Below are 13,355 nucleotides of genomic sequence, written 5' to 3'. Positions count from 1 at the left end.
CAAAAGAAAACCGGCAGGCTTTTGGCCTGCCGGAGTGTTAATCGTCACCTGCGCCTTATTGGCCGGTGGGAACACCATTGGTGTTGGCGGGAGCCTGCTGCGGAGCAGGTGCGGCCGGAGCGGCAGCGCCACCTTCAGCCGGTGCCGCTGGCGTCGTCGTCGCGGCAGGGGCCGGCTGTTGTGCAGGCGCCTGGTTGGACGCACCATTCGTGGTGGACGGAACACCATTGGTCGCAGGAGCCTGCGAAGGCGTCGTCGACGACGGGCCGAGCGTATCGAGGATGCCGTTACCCTGCCCCTGTTGTGCCGGAATGCGGTCCAGGATGTCCGTTGGACGCGATTCGTAGCGGGTCAGGAGACCAAGGCCAAGGGACGTCGCAAAGAACAGAGCCGCGAGGATCGCCGTCGTGCGGGTCAGAGCATTTGCGGTGCCGCGTGCGGACATGAAGCCAGAGCCGCCGCCAATACCGAGGCCGCCGCCTTCGGAACGCTGGATCAGGACCACGCCGACAAGCGCCAGCACGATCATGAGGTGAATAACAATCAGTACGTTCTGCATGACAATCCATTCCATGCCCCATCAGGAGCACAATGAAGAAGTTTGCGGCTCTTTACATGAGGAGAAAGCGTATTCCAAGCCCCCGAAGATCGAAAGCCTGGCTGCTTTTCCTAAAAAATCAGGCCGTCAATTTCTCGTAAGCTGCATAGATGGACAGGAAGTCGGAGGCTTTCAAGCTCGCGCCGCCGATGAGCGCACCATCGACATTCTCGATCGCCATGAGCTCTGAGGCGTTGGACGGCTTGACCGAGCCACCATAGAGAATGCGCATGCCCCTGCCCTCGCCGCCAAAGCGCTTGACCAGCTCTTCGCGCATGAAGGCATGGGCTTCACGGACATCCTCGACGGTCGGTGTCAAGCCTGTGCCGATCGCCCATACGGGCTCATAGGCGATAACCGTGTTGGCGGCGATCGCTTCGTCTGGCAAGGATCCATCGAGCTGGCGCTTGAGCACGTCAAGCGTCTGGCCGGACTTGCGCTGCTCCGCCGTCTCGCCGATGCAGATGATGGCGATGAGATCGGCCGCATAGGCAGCATTCGCCTTCGCCCGCACGAGATGATCCGTTTCCGCATGATCGGTGCGGCGCTCGGAGTGTCCGACAATCACATGCGTGCCGAAGCAGTCGGCAATCATCTCGGCGGAAATATCGCCCGTATGCGCGCCCGATGCATTCTGGTGGCAATCCTGCGCGCCGATCTTGAGCGGGCTGTCCTCGCAAAGCGCGGTCGCGACATAGAGAAGCGTCGAAGGCGGGCAGATCAGCGACTCGACCTTTTCTGCAAGCGGTCCCTTGACCCCCTCAGCCATCGCCTTGATCTGATCGAGCGAGGCGCGCGTTCCGTTCATCTTCCAGTTTCCAGCGACGAGCGGGCGAATATCAGGGGTCATTGAGCGATCATTCCTCTTTATTGTTGGCAGTGTCTTCTCAAAGAGACAGCGACAGGAATTCGGACGAAAAAGCAAGGTTTTGGTTCGAAATTTGGTGAATTTCGTACAAAACCTCTCGTGAATGACATGGTTTTCCGAGCTAGCGGGTCAAAATCCAATTAAGAACCGCGCGCCAGTCGGTCATGCGAACCGGCGTCCCGTGCGTGCCGGTTTCAAAGAGCGTGAAGCGGGTGGGAACACCGGCCTTCAAAAGCCCTCGGAATGTCGCGGCCTGCTGATCGGCCGAGTAGACCTTATCCGCACTTCCATGGGTAAAATAGACGGGCTTCTTCGCCCTGATAAATGCACTCTTTGGAAAATCGGGATCGACCGCACCACCGAGGATGGCCATTCCCTTGAGATTGGCGACCGCAGCGGCATCGCGGCTTATGCCGTAACAGATGAAGCTGCCCATGGACGCACAGGTTAGAATGACAGGCTTGCCACCGGATTTCACCTTGGCGTCCGCGATCAGCGCGGCAATATCCGCAACGCCGTTTTGATCGAAACTCTTCACGCTCGGTGCGTAATACGTCCCGCCGTTTTCGGCAGCGAGGTTTTTCAGCCGGTTGAAGTTGCCGCCGAATGTATAATCTTTCATTGCAAGCCGGCGGTCCCCACCTCGTCCATGGATGAAGATCACGGTAAAGGCCTGCCCGTTCGCTGGACCAACGCGCCCCACATCGATAGACCGTCCGCCGACGGAGATGGTCTCCATCTCCTGCACACGTTTCGGCGCGAGATCGACATATTGCCGTTTTACCCGCTGCTCAGGAATCTCATCGCGCCCGTTGATGTCACGCAATTCCTGGTAGTCGATCACCTGCGAGGCACCCCCATCCCCCGTGGAAAGTACTGTCTGACTTGAGAACAGATCATCCTTGAAGGGCTTCAGTGGTCCGCCGCTGGTCTGAGCGTTAGCGGGCATCGCTGCAACAGACAGGCAGAAAAGAGTACAAAAGGTGAAAAGAGCTGTGGACATGCCTTGAGGAACCGTTTGATTTGCGCCACAAGTCTTGCCATCCGGGCTGCTGCAACGCAATCCTTCGCGGTAAAGCATCAAGCCCTTTGTACCCTGCTAGAGTAGCCTGACACCGGTATCGATGTCTGAATCCTGTCTGCTCGCATGGACAAAATCCGGGCAAAATCTGATTGAACTGGACCTATGGACGATAGCAACGATCTTTTTTCCGGCCTTCCCGCAGCCACTCGCGCTGAAGCAGAACCGCGAGAAACCGCACCTGTTGTAGAACCAGTTGCCAAGGCTACCGCGCAGCCGAAAGCCCCTTCCGCACCCGTCACGTCGTCGGGCGATGAGTATGGCGCCTCGTCTATCCGTGTTCTGGAAGGTCTGGAGCCGGTGCGCATGCGTCCCGGCATGTATATCGGCGGTACCGACGAGAAAGCCCTGCACCACCTCTTCGCCGAAGTCATCGATAACTCGATGGACGAAGCCGTCGCAGGCCATGCCAACTTCATCGAAGTGCATCTCGATACCGAAGGTTTCCTGACGGTGAGCGATAACGGTCGTGGTATCCCTGTCGAAAACCATCCACAGGTACCGGGCAAGTCCACGCTTGAAGTCATCATGACCAAGCTGCATGCGGGCGGAAAGTTCGACGGCAAGGCTTACGAGACCTCAGGCGGTCTGCATGGTGTGGGCGTGTCCGTCGTCAACGCGCTGTCCGACGTGCTGGAAGTGGAAGTCGCACGTAATCGCAAGCTCTACCGCCAGCGCTTCTCGCGGGGTATTCCGCAAGGTCCGCTGGAAGAGTTGGGCGATGTTCATAACCGCCGCGGAACCCGAGTGCGCTTCCATCCGGATGCGCAGATTTTCGGCGACCATGCCAAATTCGACGCCGCCCGCATTTTCCGCATGGCGCGCTCCAAGGCCTATCTCTTTGGCGGCGTTGAAATCCGCTGGAGCTGCGATCCGGGCCTCGTGCCCGTGGGCGACGAAATCCCTGAAAAGGCCGTCTTCCATTTTCCTGGCGGCTTGAAGGATTACCTCTCGGCCACGCTTGGCAAGGACTTTACCGTCACCCGCGAAATCTTCTCAGGCAGAACGGAAAAGACCGGCGGCCACGGTGCGCTGGAATGGGCGGTCACCTGGTATGGCGGCGACAGCCAGGTCCATTCCTATTGTAACACCATCCCGACGCCCGAAGGCGGCACACACGAAGCTGGTCTTCGTATCGCCTTGACAAAGGGCTTGAAGAACTACGCCGAGCTGACGCAGAACAAGCGCGCACGCGAGATTACCACCGACGACGTGATGATCTCGGCTGTCGGCATGCTCTCCGTCTTCATTCGCGAGCCGGAATTTGTCGGCCAGACCAAGGACAAACTCGCGACCGTCGAAGCTCAACGCATCGTCGAAAACGCGCTGCGCGATCCGTTCGATCATTATCTCACCGGCAATCCCGCAGAAGCGGCAAAGCTTCTGGAATGGGTGATCGAGCGCTGTGAGGAGCGTCTGCGCCGTCGCAAGGAAAAAGAGGTCAACCGCAAGACTGCGGTCCGCAAGTTGCGCCTGCCGGGCAAGCTCGCCGATTGTTCTCAGAACACCGCCGAAGGCGCGGAACTCTTCATCGTCGAGGGTGACTCGGCTGGTGGTTCTGCCAAGCAGGCACGCAATCGCGCCAACCAGGCCATCCTGCCACTACGCGGTAAGATCCTGAACGTCGGCAGCGCCAGCCGCGAAAAGCTCTCTGCCAACCAGCAGATCGCCGATCTCATTCAGGCGCTTGGCTGCGGCACACGCACGAAGTACCGCGACGAGGATCTCCGTTACGAACGCATCATCATCATGACCGATGCCGACGTCGACGGCGCCCATATCGCCTCGCTGCTGATCACCTTCTTCTATCAGGAAATGCCTGAACTGATCCGCGGCAGCCACCTCTATCTTGCCGTACCGCCACTCTACAAGATCACGCAAGGGTCGAAGTCTGCCTATGCGCGTGACGACGTCCACCGCGCTGAGTTGATGGAGACCGAGTTCAAGGGCCGCGGCAAGATCGAAATCAGCCGCTTCAAAGGTCTTGGCGAAATGCTTCCAGCTCAGCTGAAGGAAACCACGATGGATCCCTCCAAGCGCACGCTGCTGCGCGTGGAAATCGACGACGTGGATTTCGAAGGCACGCGCGAGGCGGTCGATAATCTGATGGGAACAAAGGCAGACGCCCGCTTCCGCTTCATCCAGGACAGAGCCGCCTTTGCGGAAAACCTCGATATCTGATTGATATCGGGACTAGACTTCCGAAAAGCCTGACGTGCCTGTGCGATCAAAGGTACTCACGGCAAAAGGCCAAACCGCTGCGTCGTCATGGTCACCCCTCGGATTAAGTCCGAGGAGACCGGGTCATTCATAAGCCATTGAAAGCATGGATCCTTGGGTCACGCCCGAGGATGACAGAACGGATAAGAGCGTGGTCGAATTTTACAGCTTAGGCCCAAAAATCGGAATCGATTTTCAGAAAGCACGACGCGTAGATTTAAAAGCTAAAGCGCCGTGCGTCCAGTAAGACGCACGGCGCTTTTGCTGTCAAAATCGACTTGAAACTTCGGATCCACCTCACGAAGCTCATGGCTGCGCGCTTTGGCGCTCCAACCAATCACTCAGCAGCGGCCAGAAGCTTCTTCTCACGATTGGCGCGAAGACGTTCGAAATCGTCGCCGGCATGGTGCGACGAGCGCGTCAGCGGGCTGGAAGAGACCATGAGGAAGCCCTTTGTATAGGCAACCGTCTCATAGGACTTGAACTCTTCCGGGGTTACGAAGCGTTCCACCTTGTGGTGCTTGCGCGTCGGCTGCAGATACTGGCCGATGGTCAGGAAGTCGACATCGGCGCTGCGAAGATCGTCCATCAACTGCAGCACTTCGTTACGCTCTTCCCCGAGACCGACCATGATACCGGACTTGGTGAACATGGTGGGGTCCAGTTCCTTCACCCGCTGCAGCAGGCGGACGGAGTGGAAGTAGCGCGCACCGGGGCGAACGGTCAGATAGTTGCCGGGAACGGTTTCCATATTGTGGTTGAACACGTCAGGCTTTGCAGCGACGACACGCTCCAGAGCACCAGGCTTCTTGAGAAAGTCTGGCGTCAGGATTTCGATGGTCGTGTTGGGCGAAGCGGCACGGATTGCCCAGATCACCTTTTCAAAATGCTCGGCACCACCGTCGGCGAGATCATCGCGGTCCACCGAGGTAATGACGACGTGGCTGAGGCCCATCTGCTTGACGGCCTTGGCAACGTTTTCCGGCTCATTAAGATCGAGCGGATTGGGCTTGCCGGTCGAGACGTTGCAGAAGGCGCAGGCGCGCGTGCAGATCTCGCCCATGATCATGAAGGTGGCGTGCTTCTTTTCCCAGCATTCGCCGATATTTGGACAGCCAGCCTCTTCGCACACCGTGACCAGCTTGTGACTGCGTACAAGTTCGCGCGTCTCGTGGTAGCCCTTGGACGTGGGCGCCTTGACGCGGATCCATTCCGGCTTGCGCGCCACTTCCGTATCCGGCTTGTGTGCCTTCTCCGGATGGCGGATGCGCTTCTCTTCCGGCTGGGACATCCTGTCGAGAATAGTGACCATAAGAAACCTGCTTCTACCGCATATAAGCGGCTCTAACGCCTGACGAGCTTGGCGAGGAATAACAGAAGGCTTGCGCCCAGGAAAGACGTGACGAAGTAGCCGAGGCGGCTGTCTTCAACAAAGACATCGAATGTACGCAACACGGCCACTGCCACCACCGAGCCGACAATGCCGAGGACGATGTTCATGAAGATGCCAAAGCGCATATCCATGAGCTTGCCCGCGAGCCAGCCCGCAAGGCCGCCGATGATGATGGCCGCAATCCAGCCTACACTTTCCATCCGTGATCCCTTTCTTTAACCCGCCGCTTCACCTGGTGTCGGCTAAGCGATCAACCTGGCAATCAGCGTCACGATGATCGCACCCACCGTTGCATGGATGATCTGCACCACCAGCGCATTTTCAATACCAAGCGAAATGCCGAGAGCATCGAACAGATAGCCACCGACAAATGCGCCGATCACACCGCTCAGAAGGCATCCGATCAACCCGCCGCCACCAACGATGAGGCTGGCGAGGAAACCGGCCACCAGACCGATCAGCAGAAAAACAATCCAGGCTTCTGTTGCAATAGACATGACCGCTCTCCTTTGACGTCGCTCCCTTCAAGAGTGGGAGCGATCAAGCCAATTATCAAGCGTTCAGGACACGTCCATAAGCGTCCAGCACGCTCTCCTTCATCGACTCCGACAGGGTCGGATGCGGGAAGATGGTGTGCATCAGTTCTTCTTCGGTCGTTTCAAGGTTCATGGCGACAACGAAGCCCTGAATGAGCTCGGTCACTTCCGCGCCTACCATATGCGCACCGATCAGTTCGCCCGTCTTCTTGTCGAAGATGGTCTTGACCATGCCCTGATCTTCACCGAGCGCCACGGCCTTGCCATTGGCAGCAAACGAGAAGCGACCCACGCGGATCTCGCGGCCCTGCTCTTTCGCCTTGGCTTCCGTCAGACCGACGGACGCGACCTGCGGATTGCAGTAGGTGCAGCCCGGGATCTTGCTTTTATCCATGGGGTGAACATTCGGAACCCCGGCAATCTTCTCAACGCAGATGACGGCTTCGTGCTCGGCCTTGTGTGCGAGCAGCGGACCTCCGGCAACATCACCAATGGCGTAGATGCCAGGAACATTGGTCTTGCCATAGCCATCGATGACGATGAAGCCGCGCTCGGTCTTAACGCCGGCAGCCTCAAGGCCGATATTTTCGATATTGGCCTGGACGCCAACGGCGGAAATCATCCGATCCGCTGTGATCTTCTGAGACGAGCCGTCCTTCATCTCGACGGTCGCCGTAATCGAGTTTGCACCCTTTTCGACCTTCGCCACCTTTGCCTCGAGGTGGATCTTGATGCCCTGCTTTTCCAGCTGCTTTTTCGCGAAGGCAGAAATTTCCGCATCCTCGACCGGCATCACCTGGCTCATGATTTCAACAACGGTAACCTCAACGCCCATGGTGCGATAGAAGCTGGCGAACTCAATACCGATCGCGCCCGAACCCATGACCAGCAGCGACTTCGGCAGTTCTTCCGGCTTCATTGCTTCGAAATAGGTCCAGATAAGCTTGCCATCCGGCTCGATGCCGGGCAGCGCGCGCGGACGGGCACCGGTGGCCACGATGATATGCTTGGCGGTGTAGGTTCCCTCGCCCAGCGTGTTCTTCGGCACGGGGCCCTGCGGCTGAACCACAGGCTTGGTCGACTTGCCGACGACGATCTCACCCGGCTTGGTGATCTTGGCTTCGCCCCAGATGATATCGACCTTGTTCTTCTTGAACAGGAAGCCGACGCCATTATTCATGCGGGCAGCGATGCCGCGAGAGCGCGCGACGATCGCCTTGACGTCCGGCTTGATCGAGCCTTCCAGCGTCAGGCCGTAATCCTTCGCATGGGTGGCCGTGTGCATCACATCGGCCGTACGCAGCAATGCCTTGGTGGGAATGCAGCCCCAGTTGGAGCAGATGCCCGCGAGATGTTCACGCTCGACGACAGCAACCTTCATGCCCAGCTGAGCTGCACGAATGGCGGCAATATAACCACCTGGACCGGAGCCAATGACGATAACGTCGTAGGATTGAGCCATTCTATATCCTGCCTTTATCTTTTTGACGGCGACTTATGCGCCGCTGCGTCAATCGAATTCACATCAAATTCCAAGCAGCATGCGCACCACGGGCTCAAGCCCACGTCCCAGCGCACGCGTGTTTTCAGCGTCCAGGTGAACGCCATCGAGCGGTGTCGTCACCGCAACGGAGGCCGCATCGAAGAAGGCGCAGCCCTTGTCGTCTGCCAGATCGCGATAGAGCGAACCCATCATCTTCGACTGCTCGATCGCGCCCGCATACATGGCCGCAAACATATCGTTTGCCGTTTCGCAAATATGCGGTGGCGAAACGATCAGGATCTCCGGCTCGTCATGATCCTCGAAAGACCACGCATGATGACGGATGAGACTGACCAACCGCTCAACGCCCTTGACCGCACCAACCGCAGAGCCTGCACCGATACCGCGCTTCAGGTCGTTGGTGCCGAGCATGATGATGACGAGATCAAGCGGCGCATGGCTGTGGAGGATCGTCGGAAGCAGCGTCGCACCATTGCGGTCGCAATCCGCCAGATGATCATCATAGGCGGTGGTGCGTCCGTTCAATCCCTCGGCAATGACATTGACCTCACTGCCCAGGGCCTTCTGCAGCACGCTCGGCCAGCGATCGTCAAAGGCGTGACGCCCGAGATTCTCGGCGTCATATCCCCATGTCAGGCTGTCGCCATAGCAAAGAACGGTCTTCGTCACATCCGCCTCCAGAAGGAGAAGAGCCGAAGGCTGACACCAGCATCCGGCTCAACCATTTTATCAGACCAGCATCGACATCGGGCTTTCGATGTAGCGCTTGAAGGCGGAAGCAAGCTCTGCGCCCAGCGCACCATCGATAACGCGGTGGTCGAAGGCAAAGGTCGCCGTCATCACCGTCCCGACTTCGATCTTGCCGCCACGAACGACGGGCTTCTCGACGCCAGCGCCGATGGAGACGATCGAAGCCTGCGGCAGGTTGACGATCGACGTGAAGGACGAAACGCCGAACATGCCGAGGTTCGAGACGGATGTCGTCCCACCTTGGTATTCTTCGGGCTTGAGCTTCTTGTCGCGGGCACGCTTGGCGAGATCCTTGACCTCGTTGGAGATGGCCGAAAGCGACTTCTCCTCGGCCTTGCGAACAATCGGCGTGATCAGGCCATCCGGGATCGACACGGCAACGCCGACATCGGCGTGCTTGTGAAGAACACGGGCTGTCGATGTCCAGGAAGCATTCGCCATCGGAACATCGCGCAGTGCAAGCGCCATAGCCTTGATGATGAAGTCGTTGACGGAGAGCTTGAAGGCCGGAACCTCGCCCTTCTCGGTCTTCTTCACCGGTGCGGATGCATTGATCTCCGCACGAAGCTTCAGCATCGCATCGAGTTCGCATTCCATCGACACCGTGTAGGACGGAACCGTCTGGGTCGACTCGGTCAGGCGCGAAGCAATCGTCTTGCGCATGCCGTCGTGCGGCAGCAGCTCGTAAGAGCCTTCGGCAAACAGCTTGAGAACGCTTTCATCAGACGGACCCTTGGCAGCGGCCGGAGCCGGAGCAGCCGACGATGCAGATGCCTGTGCAGCAGCCGGTGCCGCCTTTGCGCCACCGGAAGCGACTGCCTTTTCGACGTCAGACTTGACGATACGGCCATGCGGGCCGGAGCCGGACACAGCGGAAAGATCAAGACCGGCATCCTTGGCCATGCGGCGTGCCAATGGCGAGGCAAAAAGGCGCTCGCCGGACTTGGATACAGGTGCTGGCGTGGAAGGCGCAGCAGCCTGATCTGCAACCGGCTTGTCAGCCTTGGGAGCAGCTTCAGACTTCTCGTCCTTCGGGGCCTCGGCCTTGGCTTCCTGCTTGGGAGCTTCAGCTTTCGCCTCTGACTTGGCAGGAGCAGCATCGCCACCCTTTGCCGCTTCAGCCACGTCTTCGCCTTCGCCTGCGAGGATGGCGATCAAGGCATTCACCTTGACCGCGTCGGTGCCGGCCGGAACCACGATCTTGGCGACCGTGCCCTCGTCCACAGCTTCCACTTCCATGGTCGCCTTGTCGGTCTCGATTTCGGCAATCACGTCGCCGGGAGCAACCTTGTCGCCTTCCTTGACCAGCCACTTGGCCAGATTGCCCTCTTCCATCGTCGGAGAAAGGGCAGGCATGGTGATGTTGATAGGCATCGAAACGCCCTCCCCTTACTTGTAGCAGACGGCTTTGACAGCCTGGATGACTTCGTCAACGTTTGGCAGAGCCAGCTTCTCCAGGTTTGCGGCGTAAGGCATTGGAACGTCTTTACCGGCAATGGTCAGGATCGGTGCATCGAGATAATCGAATGCAGCGCGCTGAACCTGGTTGGAGATGAAGTCACCGACCGATGACTGCGGGAAGCCTTCTTCGACAGTGACCAGGCGGCCGGTCTTCTTGACGGATTCGATCACCGTCGGAAGATCCATCGGGCGGATGGTACGAAGGTCGATCAGCTCGACATCGATGCCTTCCTTTTCCAACTCGGCGACAGCCTTGACCGCATAGGTCATGCCGATACCGAAGGAAACGATGGTTGCATCCTTGCCCTTGCGGTGAATGCGCGCCTTGCCGATCGGCAGGACGAAATCATCCAGCTTCGGCACGTCGAAGCTCTGACCGTAAAGGATTTCGTTTTCGAGGAAGATGACCGGGTTCGGATCACGGATCGCCGCCTTCAAAAGGCCCTTCGCGTCGGCTGCCGTGTAGGGCATGACGACCTTGAGGCCGGGGATGTGACTGTACCATGCGGCATAGCACTGCGAGTGCTGAGCAGCCACGCGGGCAGCAGCGCCCGACGGACCACGGAACACCATCGGTGCGCCCATCTGACCGCCAGACATATAGAGCGTCTTCGCGGCAGAGTTGACGATCTGGTCGATCGCCTGCATGGCGAAGTTGAAGGTCATGAATTCGACGATCGGCTTCAGGCCGGTCATGGCAGCGCCAACACCGATACCGGCAAAGCCGTGTTCGGTGATCGGCGTATCGATGACGCGCTTGGCGCCGAATTCCTGCAGGAGACCCTGCGTGATCTTGTAGGCGCCCTGGTACTCGGCAACCTCTTCGCCCATGACAAAGACTTTTTCGTCGGAGCGCATTTCCTCAGCCATGGCATCGCGAAGCGCTTCGCGCACGGTCTGGCTGACGAACTCGGTGCCTTCCGGAATATCCGGATCGGCAGCAACTTCGATCTTCGGTGCAGCCGGAGCCTTCGCCGTCTCTTTCGAAGCGGATGGTTCTTCGCTGGCTTCGCGGGCCTTGCCGCCGGCGGCGTCAGAACCGGAGCCTGCGGCTTCGGCCTTCGGCTCTTCCTTCTTCGTTGCGGCGGAAGACGACAGGTCGTCTGCGCTTTCGCCTTCCTGAAGGAGAACGGCAATTGCCGTATTCACCTTGACGTTTTCGGTACCGGCATCGATCAGGATCTTGCCGATGACGCCCTCGTCCACGGCTTCGACTTCCATCGTCGCCTTGTCGGTTTCGATTTCCGCGATCACGTCGCCGGAGGTGACCTTGTCACCCTCTTTCTTCAACCACTTGGAAAGCGTGCCTTCCTCCATGGTGGGGGAAAGGGCGGGCATAAGAATTTCTACTGGCATTGTTTTCCCTTTCCCGATCAGAGCAGAATGTCGGTGTAAAGCTCGGATACATCCGGCTCTGGATCGTTCTGGGCAAAGTCGGCGCTGTCGGCCACGATGTCACGGACATCCTTGTCGATCGCCTTCAACTCGTCTTCGCTTGCCCAGCCCTGCTCCATGAGCCGCGCCTTGACCTGCTCGATCGGGTCATGCTCGGAGCGCATCTTCTGCACTTCGTCCTTGGAACGATACTTGGCCGGGTCGGACATGGAGTGACCGCGATAGCGATAGGTCAGCATTTCCAGAATGATCGGACCCTTGCCGGAGCGGCAATGCTCAAGAGCTTCGTCCGCAGCAGCCTTGACGGCGCGAACGTCCATGCCGTCCACCTGAACGCCGGGGATGCCGAAGCCGGAACCGCGAAGCGAATAGTTCGACTGCGCCGTGGCACGGCTGGTCGAGGTGCCCATGGCGTAACGGTTGTTCTCGACGATGTAGATGATGGGGAGTTTCCAGAGAGCAGCCATGTTAAAGCTCTCATAGACCTGACCCTGGTTGGCCGCGCCGTCACCGAAATAGGTCACCGACACATTGTCGTTGCCGCGATACTTGTTTGCGAAGGCCAGACCGGTACCGAGCGAAACCTGCGCACCGACGATGCCATGGCCGCCGTAAAAATGCTTCTCCTTGGAGAACATATGCATCGAGCCGCCTTTACCCTTGGAAAGGCCGCCGCGACGTCCGGTCAGTTCCGCCATAACACCGCGTGGGCTCATGCCGGCAGCCAGCATATGGCCGTGGTCACGATAGGCGGTGATGACCTGATCGCCTTCCTTCTGCGACATCTGCATACCAACGACAACGGCTTCCTGGCCGATGTAGAGGTGACAGAAACCGCCGATAAAGCCCATGCCATAAAGCTGGCCGGCCTTTTCCTCGAAGCGGCGGATGAGCAGCATCTCGCGATACGCGTGGAGTTCTTCGTCCTTGCCGAAATCCGGGGCGTTCTTGCCGGTGAATTCCTTGGCAGGCGTCTTTGCCGTTGTCTTGCGGCCGGATACAGACGCGTTTTTGCGCGGCGCCATTCATCCCTCCCTAGTTGAATTAGAATGGTTGGATCGGCGCGTAACATATGCAAGAAAGGTCGCCACAGCAATGCCATAAACGCATGGCACATATTCTAAGTAAACGACTGTATTTAAAAATAAATTCCATGATTAACCGAAATTAGGTTAATCACATATATCCGTTCATGATGACGATTTCGTCCGGTTTCGACATGTTCAACTGATAACGCGAAATCTCGTCGATCATATCCCGCTCGAGCGACCCATCGCTCATCAACTCCACTTGACGCTCCAGCGCCACGCGGGTCTTGACGATCTTGTCCCGCTCAGCCGTTCTGGCAATACGCTGGCGCTCCAGGCGCTCCATGGCTTCCAGCCCGAAATCGCCATGAATGGAATGATAGCCGAAATAGGAAAGAAAGGCGACCGTGATCGCTGGAACAACAAGACGGCCAAACCGTCTTTTCTTATGATGTTTCGTCCACATACTCTGAAAACAGCCTTCAAACGCGCTACTGGAATCACAATAACCGCATTTGCTT

Annotated in this window: 13 protein-coding genes; 1 reads left to right on the top strand and 12 read right to left on the bottom strand. The window is 58.2% G+C overall.

The features are described from left to right. Window positions 1–55 precede the first annotated feature (55 nt). The 3 genes from secG to EYC79_RS22360 all read right to left on the bottom strand — a co-directional run bounded on the left by secG (window position 56) and on the right by EYC79_RS22360 (window position 2,469). Complete coding sequence (gene secG, locus EYC79_RS22370) at window positions 56–559, bottom strand: preprotein translocase subunit SecG (protein WP_130979550.1); 504 nt, start codon at window positions 557–559, stop codon at window positions 56–58. Between the two features lie 118 nt (window positions 560–677). Further along, complete coding sequence (gene tpiA / locus EYC79_RS22365; RefSeq protein WP_130979549.1) at window positions 678–1,448, bottom strand: triose-phosphate isomerase; 771 nt, start codon at window positions 1,446–1,448, stop codon at window positions 678–680. Window positions 1,449–1,587: 139 nt separating this feature from the next. Beyond that, the gene (locus EYC79_RS22360; RefSeq protein ID WP_130979548.1) at window positions 1,588–2,469 is read right to left on the bottom strand and encodes a dienelactone hydrolase family protein; all 882 of its coding nucleotides are present in this window, start codon (window positions 2,467–2,469) and stop codon (window positions 1,588–1,590) included. A gap of 183 nt (window positions 2,470–2,652) precedes the next feature. Here EYC79_RS22360 and parE point away from each other — a divergent pair, with 183 nt between their 5' ends. Further along, window positions 2,653–4,728, top strand: coding sequence for a DNA topoisomerase IV subunit B (gene parE, locus EYC79_RS22355; protein WP_130979547.1), 2,076 nt, complete (start codon window positions 2,653–2,655; stop codon window positions 4,726–4,728). A gap of 376 nt (window positions 4,729–5,104) precedes the next feature. Here parE and lipA read toward each other — a convergent pair whose 3' ends face one another. The 9 genes from lipA to EYC79_RS22310 all read right to left on the bottom strand — a co-directional run bounded on the left by lipA (window position 5,105) and on the right by EYC79_RS22310 (window position 13,300). Continuing rightward, the gene (gene lipA / locus EYC79_RS22350) at window positions 5,105–6,079 is read right to left on the bottom strand and encodes a lipoyl synthase (RefSeq protein ID WP_062427372.1); all 975 of its coding nucleotides are present in this window, start codon (window positions 6,077–6,079) and stop codon (window positions 5,105–5,107) included. A gap of 32 nt (window positions 6,080–6,111) precedes the next feature. Beyond that, entirely contained in the window at window positions 6,112–6,360 is a 249-nt protein-coding gene (locus tag EYC79_RS22345; protein ID WP_062427373.1) for a GlsB/YeaQ/YmgE family stress response membrane protein, read from the bottom strand. A 42-nt stretch (window positions 6,361–6,402) separates the two neighbouring features. Next, the gene (locus EYC79_RS22340; RefSeq protein ID WP_130979546.1) at window positions 6,403–6,657 is read right to left on the bottom strand and encodes a GlsB/YeaQ/YmgE family stress response membrane protein; all 255 of its coding nucleotides are present in this window, start codon (window positions 6,655–6,657) and stop codon (window positions 6,403–6,405) included. A 55-nt stretch (window positions 6,658–6,712) separates the two neighbouring features. Beyond that, a complete protein-coding gene (gene lpdA, locus EYC79_RS22335; protein WP_112519124.1) occupies window positions 6,713–8,158 on the bottom strand; it encodes a dihydrolipoyl dehydrogenase in 1,446 nt (481 codons plus the stop codon). Window positions 8,159–8,221: 63 nt separating this feature from the next. Beyond that, complete coding sequence (locus tag EYC79_RS22330) at window positions 8,222–8,869, bottom strand: SGNH/GDSL hydrolase family protein (RefSeq protein ID WP_130979545.1); 648 nt, start codon at window positions 8,867–8,869, stop codon at window positions 8,222–8,224. A 60-nt stretch (window positions 8,870–8,929) separates the two neighbouring features. Beyond that, on the bottom strand, window positions 8,930–10,324 hold the full coding sequence (locus EYC79_RS22325; RefSeq protein WP_130979544.1) for a pyruvate dehydrogenase complex dihydrolipoamide acetyltransferase: 1,395 nt from the start codon (window positions 10,322–10,324) through the stop codon (window positions 8,930–8,932). Window positions 10,325–10,339: 15 nt separating this feature from the next. After that, a complete protein-coding gene (locus tag EYC79_RS22320) occupies window positions 10,340–11,767 on the bottom strand; it encodes a pyruvate dehydrogenase complex E1 component subunit beta (RefSeq protein ID WP_113260580.1) in 1,428 nt (475 codons plus the stop codon). A 17-nt stretch (window positions 11,768–11,784) separates the two neighbouring features. After that, window positions 11,785–12,831, bottom strand: a complete 1,047-nt coding sequence (pdhA, locus tag EYC79_RS22315; protein WP_062427379.1) for a pyruvate dehydrogenase (acetyl-transferring) E1 component subunit alpha — start codon at window positions 12,829–12,831, stop codon at window positions 11,785–11,787. A gap of 151 nt (window positions 12,832–12,982) precedes the next feature. Then, window positions 12,983–13,300: an FtsB family cell division protein gene (locus EYC79_RS22310; RefSeq protein ID WP_062427380.1), complete on the bottom strand. Its 318-nt coding sequence runs from the start codon at window positions 13,298–13,300 to the stop codon at window positions 12,983–12,985. Window positions 13,301–13,355 lie beyond the last annotated feature (55 nt).

Origin of the sequence: Agrobacterium cavarae (genome assembly GCF_004310285.1) — a bacterium.
Taxonomy (GTDB): Bacteria; Pseudomonadota; Alphaproteobacteria; order Rhizobiales; family Rhizobiaceae; genus Agrobacterium; species Agrobacterium cavarae.
This window is presented reverse-complemented; position numbering and strand designations above follow the sequence as displayed.